Annotated in this window: 13 protein-coding genes; 9 read left to right on the forward strand and 4 right to left on the reverse strand. The window is 49.0% G+C overall.

Annotated elements, in window-relative coordinates:
• The first annotated feature begins 28 nt into the window (after positions 1-28).
• Positions 29-829, forward strand: coding sequence for an N-acetylmuramic acid 6-phosphate etherase (gene murQ / locus B5M13_RS03320; RefSeq protein ID WP_080054287.1), 801 nt, complete (start codon positions 29-31; stop codon positions 827-829).
• Between the two features lie 146 nt (positions 830-975).
• On the opposite strand, the gene B5M13_RS03325 is transcribed toward murQ, so the two are convergent.
• Entirely contained in the window at positions 976-1,992 is a 1,017-nt protein-coding gene (locus B5M13_RS03325; protein ID WP_026261996.1) for a GntR family transcriptional regulator, read from the reverse strand.
• Between the two features lie 246 nt (positions 1,993-2,238).
• Between B5M13_RS03325 and B5M13_RS03330 the strand changes: the two genes are divergently transcribed.
• The 7 genes from B5M13_RS03330 to B5M13_RS03360 all read left to right on the forward strand — a co-directional run bounded on the left by B5M13_RS03330 (position 2,239) and on the right by B5M13_RS03360 (position 14,597).
• Complete coding sequence (locus B5M13_RS03330) at positions 2,239-5,454, forward strand: SusC/RagA family TonB-linked outer membrane protein (RefSeq protein WP_080054288.1); 3,216 nt, start codon at positions 2,239-2,241, stop codon at positions 5,452-5,454.
• Between the two features lie 66 nt (positions 5,455-5,520).
• Positions 5,521-7,047, forward strand: coding sequence for a RagB/SusD family nutrient uptake outer membrane protein (locus B5M13_RS03335; RefSeq protein ID WP_080054289.1), 1,527 nt, complete (start codon positions 5,521-5,523; stop codon positions 7,045-7,047).
• Between the two features lie 317 nt (positions 7,048-7,364).
• Complete coding sequence (locus B5M13_RS03340) at positions 7,365-10,034, forward strand: c-type cytochrome (protein WP_155297384.1); 2,670 nt, start codon at positions 7,365-7,367, stop codon at positions 10,032-10,034.
• Between the two features lie 68 nt (positions 10,035-10,102).
• Positions 10,103-10,876 carry a 3-keto-disaccharide hydrolase gene (locus B5M13_RS03345; protein WP_080054291.1) on the forward strand — a complete coding sequence of 258 codons (774 nt, stop codon included), beginning with the start codon at positions 10,103-10,105 and terminating at the stop codon, positions 10,874-10,876.
• A gap of 99 nt (positions 10,877-10,975) precedes the next feature.
• Entirely contained in the window at positions 10,976-12,211 is a 1,236-nt protein-coding gene (locus B5M13_RS03350) for a class I mannose-6-phosphate isomerase (RefSeq protein ID WP_080054292.1), read from the forward strand.
• Positions 12,212-12,343: 132 nt separating this feature from the next.
• Positions 12,344-13,375 carry a sugar phosphate isomerase/epimerase family protein gene (locus tag B5M13_RS03355; RefSeq protein WP_080054293.1) on the forward strand — a complete coding sequence of 344 codons (1,032 nt, stop codon included), beginning with the start codon at positions 12,344-12,346 and terminating at the stop codon, positions 13,373-13,375.
• A gap of 58 nt (positions 13,376-13,433) precedes the next feature.
• Positions 13,434-14,597 carry a Gfo/Idh/MocA family protein gene (locus B5M13_RS03360; protein ID WP_080054294.1) on the forward strand — a complete coding sequence of 388 codons (1,164 nt, stop codon included), beginning with the start codon at positions 13,434-13,436 and terminating at the stop codon, positions 14,595-14,597.
• Positions 14,598-14,725: 128 nt separating this feature from the next.
• Here B5M13_RS03360 and B5M13_RS03365 read toward each other — a convergent pair whose 3' ends face one another.
• The 3 genes from B5M13_RS03365 to B5M13_RS03375 form a co-directional block, all read right to left on the reverse strand.
• Positions 14,726-15,682 (reverse strand): nitrilase family protein, encoded by a 957-nt coding sequence (locus tag B5M13_RS03365; protein WP_080054295.1) that lies wholly within the window; start codon positions 15,680-15,682, stop codon positions 14,726-14,728.
• A gap of 396 nt (positions 15,683-16,078) precedes the next feature.
• Entirely contained in the window at positions 16,079-16,567 is a 489-nt protein-coding gene (locus B5M13_RS03370; RefSeq protein ID WP_080054296.1) for a YciE/YciF ferroxidase family protein, read from the reverse strand.
• A 112-nt stretch (positions 16,568-16,679) separates the two neighbouring features.
• Positions 16,680-17,285: a hypothetical protein gene (locus tag B5M13_RS03375; RefSeq protein WP_080054297.1), complete on the reverse strand. Its 606-nt coding sequence runs from the start codon at positions 17,283-17,285 to the stop codon at positions 16,680-16,682.
• A 182-nt stretch (positions 17,286-17,467) separates the two neighbouring features.
• Here B5M13_RS03375 and B5M13_RS03380 point away from each other — a divergent pair, with 182 nt between their 5' ends.
• A complete protein-coding gene (locus B5M13_RS03380; RefSeq protein WP_080054298.1) occupies positions 17,468-17,995 on the forward strand; it encodes a CopD family protein in 528 nt (175 codons plus the stop codon).
• Positions 17,996-18,009: the final 14 nt, after the last annotated feature.

Raw genomic sequence — 18,009 nt, forward strand, 5'->3', positions numbered from 1 at the left:
TAAAATACGTGAGTATTACTTTTGAGGTATGACAACAGAAAGCACATCCTATTACGACCATCTGGAGCAGATGTCGGTTCACGACTTGCTCGTTACAATAAACAAGGAAGATCAAACGGTTCCGCTGGCCGTGGAGAAGGCTATTCCGCAGATTGAAGCACTAGTAGACGAAACGGCTAAACGCATGAAAGAAGGCGGACGGCTCTTTTATATCGGAGCGGGCACCAGTGGCCGACTGGGTATTGTCGATGCGTCGGAGTGTCCACCAACCTATGGTGTTCCACACGATTTAGTTATTGGCCTAATTGCCGGAGGGGATGGAGCCATTCGGAAAGCCGTAGAATTTGCTGAAGATGATCCTGAGCAAGCCTGGAAAGACATGGCTCCCTATCATCCTGATTCGCTGGATACTGTTATCGGGATTGCGGCTTCAGGTAGAACCCCCTATGTAATTGGTGGCCTGGAGGAGGCCCGGAAAGCTGGTTTGCTAACTGGTTGTATAGTCTGTAATGAAGGCTCAGCAGTGGCAAAAGCAGCCGAATATCCGGTTGAAGTAGTGGTAGGCCCCGAGTTTGTGACGGGCAGCACACGTATGAAAGCGGGAACAGCCCAGAAATTGGTCCTGAACATGCTTTCGACGTCGGTTATGATTCGTCTGGGCCGGGTAAAAGGCAACAAAATGGTTGATATGCAATTGTCGAATATTAAGTTGCAGGACCGGGCCGCTCGTATGGTCATGGACGAGTTGGGCGTTGATCGTCAGAAAGCAGAAGCGCTTTTGGCACAATTTGGCAACGTCCGGGGAGCAATCGAAGGATATAAGCCGTAAATAAGTTAATAAGCAATAGGCATTAATTAAGTGCTGAATCTGTTTGAACTTTTCAAATTTCGTCAAAACTGGGTGCCTTTTTTGTCATGCTGACGAAGGAAGCATGACAAAAAAGGCACCCAGTTTTGGCTCCATCCGTAAATGTTCTATAGTGACTTTCGTACGATTAGGCGGAAGGGATTTTCAATATGTTCCTGACTGCCATTCAGAATCAGTTGGGCGGCCGTTCGTCCCATCTGCGCAAAATCGGTTGAAATCACCGTAATCCCTTCCAGCAGAAATTCTTTTAGGGGTGTGTCATTATAGGAAAGTATTCCTACTTCCTGCCCGATGCCATAGGCCGTCTGCTTTATTTTCTTGATCAGTTCGACCAAATCCTCCTCCATTAAATTGATATAGGCCTGCTGGGATAGGATAGGTTCCTGCCGAATGTCATGAATAACCCTGGTTTGAAACCCATACTCATAACAGAATTTATAGAAACCGTTCAGTATCGCTTTGGGGTGATAGGTGTAGGAAGGCACAAGAATACTGATGGTCCTGTATTTCCTTAGCAGAGGCAACGCTTCAATCAGCGCCTGATAGAGATCCTTTTCGAAGTTCTGAAATACAGCCGCATAGTTGCCGGTTATGCCGTCGAGCAGTTTGTCGAGAATCACCAGTTTATGCTTAGGTAAGCTATTGATCAGCTCAGCGGCCTTCTCTTCCCCGTCGAAAAAGTGGCCGATGATTACATAATGCGTATGATTATGAGCCTGACGCTGAATTAAGTCCCGGAATAAGCGAAAATCGTTGTTATAAATAAAGAAGTCAATCGCTACAGTATCGCCCAGCATCTCGACAAAGGAGTCGTAGATGATTTTTTTATGGGCGCTTAACTTATTGAATAACAGGAATATTTTTAGGTTATTTCCCGTTGGTGTATAGTTAATGTAAAAGCCCTTGCCTTTTACACCGCCAATAATCTCTTTCTCTTTCAGTAATTCATACGCTCGCTCAATGGTGCCCTTCGACACGTCGAAAGAAGCACATAACTCGTGAATCGACGGTAGTTTGTCGCCCGGTAGAATATCCCGATTTTCAATACCTTCTACGATTGAGTTATAAATCTGCTGGTATTTGGGGGTATTCGAGTAGTCATTGATTTTTATGTGATCGATCATCTCTGATGTCAAATGTCCAGACAGCATCACTTGTAAACTTACTTTTAGGGATGTACAGTAAAAGTAAGTGTTTACTAAAAAGCAGTAATACCGCCCGATATATTGAAAATTCTTAAAATCTTAATCAAATAATGACAAAACTGGGTAGGTATAGGAAAGTTACCCCTCCATGTTTATCAATATTTGAGTATTCGCTTATGTTTTTTCTATATCTATTTCTGGTAACCCTATTCGATCTAAACCTCCATGAAAAAAATTTATCAACTAGCTACGCTGGGCTTGATAGCGGGAATGGTCCCCGGCTTCGCTCAGACGGTGCAGCAAACTGAGTCGAAACGAAGTGATTTGATGGCAGGACAGTTGCTGGCGCTGCACGTTCCCAGACCGGACCTATCCTATGAAATCGCTCCAACAGCGGATATAACCATTTCGGGGAAGGTGACCGATGAGAAAGGTGATTTGTTGGCAGGCGTTAGTGTAATTGTAAAAGGGACCACCCAGGGAACAACAACTGATGGCACAGGTAGCTTTCGGATTGCCGTGCCTGATACCCGCGCTACACTGGTGTTTAGCTTTGTAGGCTATGCCAAAAAGGAAGTGCTTGTTGGGAGCCAGACATCTCTGACTGTGGCCCTGACGCCCGACGATCAGACTCTCAATGAAGTTGTAGTGGTGGGTTATGGTAGTCAGTTGAAGAAGGAAGTTACGGGCGCTGTTCAGACCATCAGCTCTCAGGAAATTAAAGACTTACCTGTTTCGCAGATCGGGCAGAAGTTACAAGGCCGACTGGCCGGTGTTCAGATCAATCAGGCAACGGGTAAGCCCGGACAGGGAATCAGCATTCGGATTCGGGGGCAGGTTTCGGTGTCGGCAGGTAGCGATCCCTTGTATGTTATTGACGGATTCCCGATAACGGGGAATATCGCGCAGTTGAACCCCGACGAAATCGAAGACCTTTCGATTTTGAAAGATGCAGCTTCGACGTCCCTGTATGGATCACGGGCGGCCAATGGCGTTGTGCTTATTACCACGAAAAAAGGTAAACCTGGCCAGACAAATATCAGCTTCACCGCCTACACAGGTTTACAGAAAGTTCCTGTAAAAGGTCGGGTAAAAATGCTGAATGCTGTACAGTTTGCCCAGTTTAAGAAAGAATTCTACGAAGATCAGTTGCTGCCTGTACCCGACATTTTCCAGAATCCATCGCAGTATGAAGGGAAAAACAACGACTGGTATGATGCCTTACTCCGTGTAGCACCCCTTCAAAGCTATAACCTGAGCATTTCGCACAATACCGAAAAATCGAATACATCGCTGGTTGCCGGTATTTTCAATCAGGATGGTGTAGTACTCAATAACAAATACAAGCGGTACTCCCTGCGGATGAACTCAAACTATAACCTCTCCAATAAGGTTGCGATCGGGTTCAATGTAGCGCCTTCGTATGTGTTTGATAATACACCCCGTACCGACGGTGATCGGGGCACCGGGATTTTGTTTAACGCCCTGCATACCTGGCCAATCATGCCGATTTATGATGCGAATGGGGAGCTCACGAAGTACAATACATTGCCGAGCAGCACGGGTAACATCTTTAACTATCCGAACTGGGTACGGGCCGCTAACGAACTGGTAAACGAAACGAAGAACACCAACCTGTTAGGAAACGCCTATATTCAGTTTCGGCCGATTACGGGGCTGACGTTGAAATCCACGATGAATATAGAATATACGAATTCTAAATTCTTCTTCTTTAACCCATCGACGGCCACAAGTGCGATCAACGTGCCGATTCCGACCACGGCAGTGTCTATTCGTCAGGGGCTGGAAAGCATGTCCTGGCTCAACGAGAACCTAGCCACATACGCAAAGAGCTTTAACGATCATAACTTTGAACTGCTGGCTGGTTTCACGAATCAGAAGTTCCGGTCGGAGTTTACACAGGTACAGGCCAATACCTATGCCGATGACCGGCTGCCAACTATTCAGGGCGCATTGAACATTGACCGGACAAATTCGCAAAACGGTGCCAACCAATGGTCATTAACGTCGTACCTGTCTCGGCTGACCTATAACTATAAAGGTAAATACCTGTTTACGGCGGCTATTCGTGCGGACGGGTCGTCTCGGTTCGGTTTGAACAACCGCTGGGGTACATTCCCGTCGGCTTCGGTAGGCTGGGTTGTGTCGGATGAAGATTTCCTAAAAACCGTACCACAGGTTTCATTTGCCAAGCTGCGGGCTAGTTATGGAGTGATTGGTAACAACAACATTGGTAACTACACCCAATATGCATTGGTAAACAACACGACTAATGCCGTGTTTGGTAGCACCGTAGCAACGGGGGCAGTGGTTACGTCGCTGGCTAACCCAAACCTGGGTTGGGAAACGACGAAGCAGTTTGACATGGGGCTTGACCTGGGTCTGTTCAACGACCGTATCCAGTTTATCTATGATTTCTATACCAAACGGACCACTAATCTGTTGTATGCTGTGCAGGTGCCACAGGAATCGGGTTTCACTAACTTCAACGATAACATTGGCGAAATTAAATTCTGGGGTCACGAATTCTCGCTGACGACCAAAAACACGATGGGTAAACTGAAGTGGACCACCAACGCCAACATTTCGTTCAACCGCAATCAGGTTGTATCGCTGGCGCCAGGTATCGACCGGGTGTATGGAACATTCCACATTACGCAGGTAGGTCAGCCATTTGGCCAGTTCTACGGCCTGGTTAAACAGGGATATTATACGAGTGCAGAAGACCTCAAAAATTCGCCGATTATCCCAGGACGTTCGGCAATCGGAACGATCAAAATGAAAGATGTGAACGGTGATGGCGTTATTACCTATGGTGGCGATGCCGACGACCGGACCATCATCGGTAGCCCATTCCCCAAGTTCACCTACGGGATTACTAACGATCTGAAATACGGCAACTTCGATTTCTCGATCACGGGTTCTGGCTCTTATGGAAATCAGTTGTGGGTTCGTCACCTATATAGCACGGCCAATCTGGACGGCGTATTCAACATGGTTGAAGGCGTAAAAGACCGTTTCCGCGTACAGAATACTATTGTCAACGGGGCGGCTGTGGCTACTAATGTGATCACACAGGGCGCGGGCCAGTTCGGAGCCACCAACAATGGTGGTAACTACACCGGTATCGAGCGTGACTGGAACAGCACGCAGTTCCTGGCCGATGCGTCGTTTTTCACGATCAAAAACATAACGCTGGGCTACAACATTGGTGCTGTGAACAAACTGTTTAAATCGGCCCGGGTATATGCATCCTGTCAGCAAGTGTACATCTTCACGAAGTACTGGGGCGGACCGAATCCGGAAACGAGCGGAAATGGTGCCGGAAATGGCGATGGCGGAAACCTGAGTCAGGGTGTTGATTTTTCGAACTATCCCGTTCCTCGTACCTACACAGCCGGGGTAACGCTGAATTTCTAAAAACACTACTCACTACATCGCTGGAGAATAAACAGTCCGCGACTAATCCTAAAAACCTTGTTTCCAATGAAAATAAAATATATCGCCGTCGCGCTATTGACCCTGGCATCGATTGGCTGCAAAGATGACTTTCTGACCGCAGTACCCGAAACAGCCCTAAGCTCTGCTACATTCTTCAAGACAGAAGCTGATTTTGTACAGGCTGTAAATGGCGCATACGTGCCTTTTCGGCAGATGTACAACGAACGGGCCTGGGTGCTGGAGGAAATGCACTCTGACAATACCTATTATGCACGTAACACGCTGTATGGCGCCGTAGACGCAACCGAAAACGTGGCCGACTTTGCCATTCCTGTCGGAACGGGCGATGGGGGGGCCAAGGTGACCGCCAATGATAACGTGCTGGTACAGTATCGACTGAATTACGTGGTCATTTCCCGGGCAAACCAAATCCTGAGTCTGATCGATGGAATTACGTTTAGTAGCGATGCTGTCAAAAACAATCTGAAAGGCCAGGCTCAGTTTCTACGGGCGTTTGCCTATTTCGATCTGGTGCGTTTATTCGGGAAAGTCCCTCTGCACTTAACTCCCGTTACGGGTCGCCAGGATGCACCAGCCGAACTGGCTACAACCGATCAGCTCTATGCACAGATTGAAAAAGATGCGACCGATGCGAGTAAAAACCTGCTAAACAAAAAAAGCCAGGAACCTGGCCGGGTTACATCGGGAGCGGCCAAAACGTTGCTGGCTAATTTGTACCTGACACAGAAAAAGTGGTCGCAGGTTGAAACGCTCATGAAAGACGTAGTAACCAACGACGGGTATAGCCTGATGCCTGATTATAATGATGCGTTTTCCTATACCAACACGAACAAGAATAACCCTGAGTCGGTATTTGAAATCCAGTATATGGAAGGGTCGGCAGGCTACAACGGCAACCAGATCTATCGATTCCTGCCTTCGCCGATAACGGCTGCTGAAATTGCACCCATCACCGGAACATCGAACCCACAGCCAACCTCGCAGGAAAGCAATAATATTCCTACGCCTGATCTGATCGCGGCTTACGAACCGGGCGACAAACGGAAAGATATTTCGATCGGAACCGTCACGTTGAGCACCAGCCTGCGCGCGAATAAAGTGTATCCGTACATCAAAAAATACGCTCGCACCCATGCATTGCATAACAACACGGGGCAGAACTGGCCGGTTTATCGCTATGCTGAAGTGTTGCTGTTCCTGGCCGAAGCGCTTAACGAGCAGGGTAAGACGGCCGATGCCGCTATCTATCTGAACCAGGTACGGGCGCGTGCGGGGCTGGCTGCTACCAAAGCCTCATCGCAGGCCGATATGCGGGAAGCTATTTTCAAAGAAAGACGCGTTGAGCTGGCCTTCGAAAACAAGCGCTGGTTCGATTTGACACGGACAGGCCGCGTGAAAGAAATTATTACGGCCTATGGTGCTCGCGTGAAAGCCAATCCGGCCGATTATTACTTCCCAGCCGGAGCCGTTCCGCCACCCAACGCCTTTACGAATCTTGACGATTATTATCCGCTGCCAGCGGTTGAATCGGCATTGACACCTTATTTCTAACATAGCCGACTCCTCCTGCTTCCAGTCGGGAGTGGGAGGAGTGGTGAATTTCTCCTTAAGAATAGTAGCCCATTTGGGCAGATTTCAAGCATTAATATAGGTTGGTAATGGAGTATATAGAAGCAGATTCGTATCGGCTCTGCTTCTTTTTCATGTATTTATTCATCCATTAGGGGCGGTAAAACCTCAACGGCCTGTGCTTTTGTAAGCCTGGGACGCATCAGTGATCCGCAAAATAACAGCCACACAATTGACGTATTGACACTTAATTACTCAATATAATTATGTTTTTGACGTACAGACCTGTCCAATTAGCCATGGTGGTTGCTGCGATTGTCCTGCTTGGGACATCCTGGATTACCATGCAGGAAGCAGCCACTACAACGGTCGATCCACAGAACCCTAAAATCGATAAGCTGAAACTATTGCCCGGTTTCAAAGCCGAACATTTATACAGCCCTTCTGAGAATAAGATGGGATCGTGGGTCGCCATGACGTTCGACGACAAAGGTCGGATGATTACCTCCGATCAATACGGCTCCTTGTATCGATTGGAGTTGCCGCCGATTGGTTCAGGCTCGTCGCAACCCAAAATCGAGAAACTTAAAGTGGGTAATGTTCAGCCGGGCGATACTACCATCGGTATGGGTTATGCACAGGGCTTACTCTATGCGTTCAACAGCCTTTATGTCATGGTAAATAACCGGGAGAACAAAAACTTCGGAAAAGGAAGTGGTTTGTACCGGCTTCAGGATACCAATGGCGACGACCAGTTCGAAACCGTAACCTTGCTGAAAGCACTGAAAGGCGAAGGCGAACACGGCCCGCACAGTATAAAGCTGTCGCCTGATAAAAAATCACTGTATGTGATTGCGGGGAACCATACCGATGTTCCTCAAATGGATGCCTATCGTTTGCCCTCTAACTGGAAAGAAGATAACCTGTTTCCGCAGATAAAAGACCCGCGTGGCCATGCCAACGACCGGATGGCACCCGGTGGCTGGATTGCTAATGTTGATCCGGAAGGAAAGCGGTGGGAATTAATGGCGGCTGGCTTCAGAAATGCCTTTGACATTGCGTTCAACGAAGCAGGTGATATGTTTGCCTATGATTCAGATATGGAATGGGATTTTGGCCTTCCCTGGTATCGTCCTACTCGTATTTGCCACGTTACCAGCGGGGCTGAGTTTGGCTGGCGTACGGGAAATGGCAAGTGGTTGCCCAGCAACCCTGACAACCTGCCGCCTGTATTGAACATTGGACAGGGGTCGCCTACGAACCTGGTTTATGGTGATAATGCTCGGTTCCCACAACGGTATCGTCAGTCATTGTTTGCCTTCGACTGGAGTTTCGGGATTATTTATTCGATTTACCTGAAGCCGAAAGGGGCAACTTACGAAGCCGAACGGGAAGAGTTTATCTCGGGCTCGCCACTGCCGCTCACAGACGGTATGTTCGGACCAGATGGGGCGTTGTATTTCCTGACGGGTGGACGTCGTTTAGAGTCGGACCTTTACCGGATTACCTATACCGGAACGGAATCGGTAGCCCCTGTGGCGAAGGCCCCCGTTCTGACAAAAGAGCATCAGCTTCGGACTCAACTGGAGCAGTACCATCATGGTGCCAATCCAGCGGCTATTGCTGCGGCCTGGCCTAATCTGAACAGCCCCGACCGATTTGTGCGGTATGCGGCCCGTATTGCGGTTGAACACCAGCCTGTGGCTCAGTGGCAGGATAAAGTATTTACGGAAACCGATCCACAGCGACTGATACAGTCAGCGGTTGCATTGGCCAGACAGGGCGACGCTTCGCAAAAAAGTAAGCTCCTTAACGCGTTGCTAAAGATCAACTATGGTCAACTATCCGAAGCTCAGCAGTTTGATTTATGCCGTGCCTTTGAATTAATATGCCTGCGCATGGGTATGCCCGAAGGGGCCGATAAAGATCGTGTTATTGCGTACCTGAATCCGCATTATCCTGCCAAAACGGCCCTGATGAACCGGGGGCTTAGCCGGGTACTTATTTCTCTCGATGCCCCAGGTGTAGTGAACAAAACGCTGGCTTTGATGGACATTAAGGACGAACCTGGTAGCCACGATCTTGGACTCGAAACCGCTACAGCCTCTTCCGATCTGATCCTGCGAAACCCACAGTATGGCCTGGATATTGCCAAAATGCTGGAGAAAGTTCCACCGCTCCAACAGACCTTCTATGCTGTTATGCTAAGTCGAGCCGATGCCGGTTGGACACCAGAGTTACGGAATAAGTACTTTACCTGGTTTGCCAATGGGTTCAAATTCCAGGGTGGCCGGAGTTATATCGGCTTTATCGACAGAGCTCGTAAACTGGCACTGGCTCATGTGCCGAAAGATCAGTTTGACAAATACAACAAGCTATCGGGTGCCGATTTGTTGACCACGTCGGGTAACGACATTGTCAGCGACTATTCGCCCAAAGGCCCCGGAAGGCAGTGGAAACTAGATAATGCACTGGCAGCAGTTGATACAGGCCTTGTGGCTTCGCTCGACTTCGATAGAGGCCGGAAAATCTACTCCGCTGTTTTGTGTAGCCGTTGTCACTCGATGGGTGGTCAGGGAGGGGATATTGGCCCCGATCTGACTCAATTAGGGACCCGCTTCTCGAACAAGGATATTCTAGAAGCCATCATCAACCCCGACAAGGCTATTTCAGACCAATATGCATCAACCATTTTCACGCTGAAAAACGGGCAGTCGGTCTTGGGTCGGCTTGTGAGTGAGGATAAGGTGAACTATTCGATTTCGCAGAATCCATTTGCCCCAGATTTCCTTCGGAAAGTACCCAAAAAGGATGTCGTATCGAAGAAGAATTCGACCGTTTCAATTATGTTGCCTGGTCTAATCAACAGTCTGAACCCGGGCGAGTTAACCGATCTGATCGCCTATCTGAAGTCGGGCGGGAAGCAGGACAGTGATGTATACAAAGCGGGCGGCTCGAAGGGCAAATAACAATAGGCAGACAGGAAGGCGACTCGTCTTCCTGTCTGAAATCTCAGGACTATAACCTTGAATTTGATATGGTAAGAAAAAGAAATCTCAGCGCTATCCTGCTTTTTGTAGCAGTCTTCGGGATTGCCAGCACCAATACATCCTGCCTGGCGCAGAAAAAGAAAGATGGCTTTGTCTCCATCTTCGATGGAAAGAGCCTGAAAGGCTGGGATGGCGACCCAAACTACTGGCGGGTTGAAGATGGTTGTCTGACCGGAGAAATAACACCCGATAAAACGCTGAAAACAAATTCGTTCATCATCTGGCAAGGTGGCGAGCCTGCCGATTTTGAACTGAAAGGGGAATTCAAAATTACTGAAGCCGGGAACTCAGGTATCAATTACCGCAGTGATCGATTGCCTGATATTCCGTTTGCCCTGAAAGGCTATCAGGCCGATATCGACGGGAAAATACGGTATACCGGCCAAAACTATGAGGAGCGGAAACGGACCACTCTGGCTTATCGTGGACAGAAGACGACCATTGCTCCCTATACGGGAGAAAATACGCCGGAAGCGATTCGGGCCAATGTAAAAGGTAATGCCTGGACGGGTATGACGGTTACGGGTTCGTTGGGAAGCTCCGATTCACTCAAAACATTTATCAAAAGCGAAGATTGGAATACATTCCATTTAGTGATCAAAGGCAATCGTTTACAACACTATATCAATGATGTGCTGATGAGTGAAGTAATAGACGATGATACCGTTAACCGCAAAACCAAAGGATTGCTGGGGGTTCAGGTACACGTAGGGCCGCCTATGAAAGTCCAATACCGGAATCTGATGATCAAACAGTTATAAGTGTATAGAAATGGGTAGGGATGGCTAGCCGTTTTGGATAGGTCATGTAGAGATAATCCCTACCCGGTTATGTATAATAAAACAATTGCTTATTTATTAATGGAAACAACCTCAGCAGTTAGTGTAGCAAAAAAAGCATTGGAACAAGGCAAGGGCGTTCTGCGACTAACCCCTACCTGGGTACCCCGATCCTTCTGCGTACCTGGTCGACGTATCAAACTCCACCCCGACGATTACTATGTGCTGGGCGGTGAGCGGGGAGGTATTGATGAACGCTGGTTCTCCTCCACAACTCCCGCCAAAAATGGCCCCCTGACCGGCGAAAATGAAGGGTTGAGCCACATCGTTTTCACTGATGAAGATGGAACGGAAGTTCAGTTTTTGCTCAAAGACGCCGTCGATGAACTAAAAGGAGAACTGATCGGTGATCGGCTCTGGAATCAGTACCAAAGCTGGCCAATGTACTCCAAATTCTTCGACAACATGGGTCCCCTGCCGCATCACCTTCACCACAACGATGAGCAGGCTGCCTTAATCGGTCAGTTGGGCAAACCCGAAGCGTATTATTTCCCTCCCCAAGTGAACAACCACGGGGGCGATTTCCCCTACACCTTCATTGGTATCGCTCCCGGTACCACCAAAGAGCAGATCAAAGAATGTTTGAAGAACTTCACTAAGGGCGATAACAAGATCACCAATTATTCGTCGGCTTACCGGCTCGAACCCGGTACGGGATGGGATGTGCCACCTGGCTTGTTGCATGCGCCGGGTAGCCTGTGTACCTATGAGCCTCAGAAAGCCTCCGATGTGTTCGCTATGTATCAGTCGCTGGTCAACGAAGCCATCATACCCGAAGAGTTGCTCTGGAATGGTACGCCGAAAGACCGGATTGGTGATTACGACCAGCTCATGGAAGCCATCGACTGGGAACTGAATACCGACCCACAAATGATGGCGAACCGCTTCATGCGTCCAAAGCCTGTCCGTGATGAAGAAGAAATGGCTGCTGAAGGCTACCGTGAAGTATGGGTTTGTTATAAAAATGAAGCGTTCAGCGCTAAAGAACTCACTGTATTTCCTGGCCAGACAGTCACCATCAAGGACAGTGCGGCCTACGGGCTGATTATGATGCAGGGGCATGGGAAGCTGGGCGTATGGGACATTGAAACCCCAACCATGATCCGATATGGCCAACTGACAAACGACGAATTCTTTGTGAGTGAACAGGCGGCTATGGAAGGAGTGACTATTGTCAACCCGTCCTCAACTGATCCCATTGTGATGCTTAAACACTTTGGCCCGGCCAATCCCGATTTAGATCTAAGCGCAGTATAAAAAAATAACACAGAGATCCACAAAGAAGATGGAGAGACACGGAGTTTTCTGAATTCTCTGTGAATCTTTGTAGGTTTTCGACGAATCTCTGTGTTATTTTTTTGCCTAAAACCTTAAATCAGTTCTCTTTCCATGAACCAGAATAACTATCCTAAGCTCCACAACGCTATGTGGCCCGGTGTAGTCGGCAAAGGCCCCGACTCCGAGCCTGTCATCGACTTCGATACCATGCTCCAGTTGACGGCCAATGCCGAAGTCGACGGGGTTAAATTCGATGGGGTCGACCTGGCCTTATTTGAGCACATTGATGTCAACCTATCCGACGATGATATCAAGCGGCTGGCCGATAAAGTGGGCGGCTATAACCTTAAGATTGGCTCGCTGGTGGCTCCCATCTGGGGAGGGCCAGCCATGGGTAGTCCGGAACAACGGGCCCAGTTTGTCGAAATGGTGCGCAAGTCCTGCCATATCGGTCAGCGCTTAACAGAACTGGGTGTTCGACCCAGTGGTGTCGTGCGCATCGACTCCGCTAGTTCGCCCCACGACTGGGCAGTGGACCCGGTGGGCAACAGCAAACTCATTGTGTCGACTTTCCAGCAGGCTTGTGATGTGGCAGCTGATTATGGTGAGAAACTGGCGGCCGAAGGAGAAATCTGCTGGGGCGGTATGCACAGCTGGAAAACTATGGTCGATACACTCGTAGCGGTGAACCGGCCAAACATGGGTTTCCAGGCCGACATGGCTCATACGCTGCTCTATACCCTGGGATACAATAGTCCTGAAGACCGTATTCTGCCCCCAGATTTTGACTGGAGCGACCGGGAAGCGCTGTCCGAAGCTTTGAAGAAGGTGACAGCCGCGCTGCGCCCATGGACAATCGACTTTCACGTCGCTCAGAACGATGGAACGGTGTTTGGCTCGGGTTCGCATGATAAAACGGGTCGTCATTGCCAGGCGCTCGACCCCAACGGCAAACTCGATATTGTGCATGATGCTGGTTACTGGCTGCGCAACGAAAATGGCGAGTTGACCAAAGCTTTCCGACATATTTGCTGGGACGGCTGTATGTTTCCTAACGATGTGATGCTCAAACAACAAACCTGGAATGATGTGCTGGCGACGATGATCAAAGTACGTCAGGCTCACGGCTGGTACGAAGCATAAACCTTCCGGTCAGGAGACGCCCCCCTTGGCGTCTCTACCTAAAAACCTTTAAACATTTATGTCAACCAAAAAAGAATTACGCATTGGCTTGATTGGCACTGGCTTTATGGGCCGTACCCATTCCAATGGCTATAGCCAGGTCAGCCACTTTTTCCCTGAGTTAGCGTACAAGCCTGTTTTAAAAGCCGTTTGCTCCCGTAACGCCGAAAAAGTCCAGGCATTTGCCGATCAATGGGGCTACGAATCCATTGAAACCGACTGGAAAGCGCTCATTGCCCGCGACGATATCGATGCCGTGGATATCTGTACTCCCAACGATTCCCATGCCGAAATTGCGTTGGCAGCGGCAGCGGCTGGAAAGATGGTACTCTGCGAAAAGCCACTGGCCCGTACGGTAGCTGAAGCCCAGCAGATGGTTGATGCCATTGAGCAGGCCGGGGTTGCCAACACGGTATGGTATAATTACCGTCGATTGCCTGCCGTTACTCTGGCCAAACAACTGGTGGATTCAGGCAAGCTGGGTAAGATTTTCCATTACCGGGCCAATTTCCTGCAAGACTGGACCATCAGTGCCGATGTGCCTCAGGGAGGTGCAGGTACCTGGCGGATGGACGTGGAGGCTGCGGGCTCGGGCGTAACCGGCGATCTACTGGCGCACTGCATTGATACGGCAATGTGGCTCAATGGAGCCATCACCGATGTGTCGGCCGTGACCGAGACGTTTGTTAAGGAGCGGATGCACGCCCTAACCGGGAAAGTGCAGCCCGTGGGGATCGATGATGCCTGTATTTTCCATTGCCATTTTGCCAATGGCTCGCTGGGCTTATTCGAATCGACGCGGTACGCTCGTGGTCATAAGGCGTTATACACCTTTGAAATCAATGGCGAACATGCCTCCATTCGATGGGATTTGCACGATCTGAACCGGCTGGAGTATTTCGACCATGGCGATGAAGGAATTGTGCGAGGCTGGCGCTCCATTCATGTAACGGATGGCGATCAACCGTACATGAACAAGTGGTGGGTACCCGGTTTAGGGATTGGTTATGAGCACAGCTTCATCCATCAGGTAGCCGATTTTCTGAAGAGCCTTGAAACCGGCGAGCCCTGCCATCCTACCTTCCTGGATGCGCTGGAAACCCAGAAAGTCTGCGAAGCAGTGCTGGAATCAGCTTCTTCCAGAAGTTGGAAAGACACAGGCGTTGAGTCATTTGCCGGATAGTGTACAGCCGATTTTACTACCAATTTTAAAAGGTGGCTTAGCTCGAATTCGGGTTAAGCCACCTTTTGTGATTAGGAATACGGTATCCGGAGGTATGCCCTTCTTTAGCTCAAGCGTCTGATCTGTAGTTAGTTTGCATCAGGATTTAACCAGACTACTTTTTGTTCCGGTGTGTGCTCCTGTCCCAGGATAGCTTTATATAAATCAGGGCGACGGGCTTTGCGGTAGCGATAGCCGCCTGCCTGCTGTAATTTTTCGGGTGTACAATTGGCTACCACCACATCGTTGCCTAACTCACGGCATTCGGCAATAACGTCGCCAAAAGGGTCGATAATCATCGAACAGCCATTTTTTAGCTGGTCGTCGTCCATACCGATGGGGTTGGAGAAGACCACATAAATACCATTGTCGTAGGCACGGGCGGGAAGCCACTTCATGAGCCAGGCCCGCCCTTTCATGCCGTCGAATTCAAGTCGGAGCGAGGTTGGGTCATTGGCCCGGTTTGCCCAGAGAGCTGGGTCGGCAAAACCTGCACCCGGTCGGGTAGACGGAGTTAACATCGTTACGTGAGGCATGAAAATAATGTCGGCTCCGAGCAAAGCCGTCGCTCGTACATTTTCGACAATGTTGTTATCGTAACAGATCAGAATACCGCATTTCCAACCGAGCAAATCAAAGACAACGTACGAATCGCCGGGCAGGACATGAGGGTTGATAAACGGATGCAGCTTTCGGTATTTAGCAACCAGGCCATTCTTATCGACACAGACGTAGGCTTTAAACAGCTGATCCTGCTGATCTTTTTCAAATAGACCTGCCAGAATAACAATATCGTTTGCCTTCGCAATCTGGGTAAGTGCCTGAATGCTCTCCCCATCGGGAATGTACTCAGCTAAGTCGAGCATCTGCTCGCGCGATAGGTGTCGGGCAAAGGTATAGCCAGTAATTGAACATTCGTGGAAGGCAATGACCTGAGCGCCCTGCTGAGCCGCCTTTGCCGATAGGTTACTGATGACCTGTAAATTATACGCTTTATCGCCACTGGCATTCTCGAATTGAGCTGTTGCGATCTTCAGGTTTTGCATGGCTTTTCTGTGGTAAAGAGCACTAAAGGTAGTTGGAATTTAGTACTCAATAGATTAAAAAACTATCCTATGAAAAGCACAAAGTGGAATCAGCCGGATCGACTGAGTTGATCTGTTTTTGTTACGCTATACTTTGAATCGACCAGTGCGCTACCTTACCAGTCTATGATGCCTGCTAGCCCGAAACCATAAAGAGGCAATCAGAGCGGCTACAGAAAAAAGGTGATTGGCTTCGTTATTCCGTAAGATCCAGCTAGTATGCGAGTCGTTGAGTCTACTGAAAATCTCGCCACTCTTTCCCTAATCCTGAACGTCATAGAAGCTGTTTGAGACAGGCTCTTACAACCTGCCTCAAACAGCTTCTATGACGAGTCCAGCTATAACCCAATCGAGTTACTACGCCTTCACCGCTTTTTGATTGGCCTTCGTCGTCGCTATTTCCGTTAGCTTTTCGTCGGTTTGCTTTTCTTCCTCCAGTGTTTGTTGGAGCAGATCAGCAATCTTGTCCTGACCTGCCTGTTGTGCCAGCGTTCGGGCGGTGCCGTAAGAAGCGATTTCGTAATGCTCCACTTTCTGAGCAGCCCCGATAAGAGCCGCATCGGTGATCTCGTCACCGTCCAATTGGTCCAGCAAATCCTGCGCTTCTTCAATAAGTCCCTGCATAGCCATACAGGTTTCTCCATCGGGATCAATATCCAACTGTTTGGCCACCTGCTCAAGGCGCTGAACATGTTTTTCGGTTTGACGCTGGTGCTGTTCGAACGCCTGACGTAGCTGGCTACTTTGTGCCTTGCTAATCAGTTGAGGCAGTGCTTCAAGAATCTGGTTTTCGGCGGAGTACAAATCCTGAATGGTGTGCTCCATTAAATCCTGCATGTTTTTCATGACGTATTCGTTTTTTAGGACTTAACTCGGCAGAACGAAAAAAAGATAATGTGTTCAGGTGAAACAGGTCAGGAAGTAAGGCTACGGTTCAGGGAACTGAACCCGGATACGCTCAAAGTCCTACCAGGTAGTCTGTCAACAGTTTCCACTGAAATTTCTGATAGAACAACCAGCCTGTTTCAGCAATAACTGTATTGATAGCCGCGCGATTGCCCGCTTCGGGTTGTCGATTGTTGATCCCTTCCTGGCGGCCAATTTCTGACGCTCTAATCGTTTTGCCCGTTAGCTCAACCCGGAACGTACTCTGCGCTTCCTTATGGAAAAAATGTTCGATCTGCTCTGTCGATTCATGAGGGTCGTGGCTGGGGTTTACGGTAAACTCTACTCGGTTTTCAGTGCTGATAAAATCACGGACATGTACCCAGTTCTCGGGCATAGGGCCTGGCAACGCTACCCGGATATAGTCCCCGACTTGCGGCTGGTCGTTTAGCTTAGGCTGGCCGTTGGTATCGTGAAGCTGAAAATCGGCAGTGAGGCTGGACAGACCCGACCATCCATTTATGTTTAATAATTTACTGACTGACAGTTTAAACGCTTCCTGCGCTTCGGCTTCGCTGGCGAATATGCGCTCACTGGAATAGCTAACATCTTTAGTTGCATCGCCCTGTAGCGCCTGCACTTCATGTTCGATTCGATCGATAATAGGCTTCCGTTCCATAGTGACTGAGTCGTAAACAGGTTATGACCGTCAATAAAACGTGTAAACCCTTTATCTGTTTGGCTGCCAGTTTAATAGTTCCAAAATGTGTACAATTTGATAGGGTATGGTCGCGGGGTACTAAATTGGCAGTAACCTCGCTAAGGCGCATTGATGTATATTTGCCGCAACAATAGTTGGCCATGACGTTCTTTTATAGCAAAGCGCTTCACATCATCTTTGTGGTAACCTGGTTTGCCGGGTTATTTTATATGCCCAGATTGTTCATTTATGCCACCGAATCGGAACAACTGGACGAACCGGGCCGTAGCGCTGTACAAAAACAATTGCTGCTGATGCAGAATCGGCTCTGGTTTATTATTACCTGGCCATCGGCAATTATCACGCTGATTATGGGCCTCACGACCTGGTACAACTATGGGTCGACGCCCGATTGGCTGATCTATAAACTGGTGCTGGTGGCAGGCCTATACGTCTATCACATACTGTGTCATGTTCTGTATCGACAGCAGCAGCGTGGCGTATTTCGCTATACATCCACACAACTTCGCGTCTGGAACGAAGTATCGACCCTGTTTCTTTTCGCCATCGTGTTTCTGGTGGTCCTGAAAGACGCCCTGAATATGCTGTGGGGGTTGTTAGGGATTTTCGGCCTCATGATCGCTCTGATGATGGGTATCCGCGTGTACAAGCGGCTGCGGAAAGAGTAATGTGTAGGCTTTAA

It is taken from the genome of Spirosoma aerolatum (assembly GCF_002056795.1).
GTDB lineage: Bacteria > Bacteroidota > Bacteroidia > Cytophagales > Spirosomataceae > Spirosoma > Spirosoma aerolatum.

Bases quoted from the DNA above. Each gene is read 5' to 3' on its own strand.
- B5M13_RS03350 (WP_080054292.1), top strand. From the start codon at position 10,976: ATGGAAACAACCTCAGCAGTTAGTGTAGCAAAAAAAGCATTGGAACAA.
- B5M13_RS03340 (WP_155297384.1), top strand. From the start codon at position 7,365: ATGGTGGTTGCTGCGATTGTCCTGCTTGGGACATCCTGGATTACCATG.
- B5M13_RS03380 (WP_080054298.1), top strand. From the start codon at position 17,468: ATGACGTTCTTTTATAGCAAAGCGCTTCACATCATCTTTGTGGTAACC.
- B5M13_RS03360 (WP_080054294.1), top strand. From the start codon at position 13,434: ATGTCAACCAAAAAAGAATTACGCATTGGCTTGATTGGCACTGGCTTT.
- B5M13_RS03375 (WP_080054297.1), bottom strand. From the start codon at position 17,285: ATGGAACGGAAGCCTATTATCGATCGAATCGAACATGAAGTGCAGGCG.
- murQ (WP_080054287.1), top strand. From the start codon at position 29: ATGACAACAGAAAGCACATCCTATTACGACCATCTGGAGCAGATGTCG.
- B5M13_RS03365 (WP_080054295.1), bottom strand. From the start codon at position 15,682: ATGCAAAACCTGAAGATCGCAACAGCTCAATTCGAGAATGCCAGTGGC.
- B5M13_RS03345 (WP_080054291.1), top strand. From the start codon at position 10,103: ATGGTAAGAAAAAGAAATCTCAGCGCTATCCTGCTTTTTGTAGCAGTC.
- B5M13_RS03330 (WP_080054288.1), top strand. From the start codon at position 2,239: ATGAAAAAAATTTATCAACTAGCTACGCTGGGCTTGATAGCGGGAATG.
- B5M13_RS03370 (WP_080054296.1), bottom strand. From the start codon at position 16,567: ATGAAAAACATGCAGGATTTAATGGAGCACACCATTCAGGATTTGTAC.
- B5M13_RS03335 (WP_080054289.1), top strand. From the start codon at position 5,521: ATGAAAATAAAATATATCGCCGTCGCGCTATTGACCCTGGCATCGATT.
- B5M13_RS03355 (WP_080054293.1), top strand. From the start codon at position 12,344: ATGAACCAGAATAACTATCCTAAGCTCCACAACGCTATGTGGCCCGGT.
- B5M13_RS03325 (WP_026261996.1), bottom strand. From the start codon at position 1,992: ATGATCGATCACATAAAAATCAATGACTACTCGAATACCCCCAAATAC.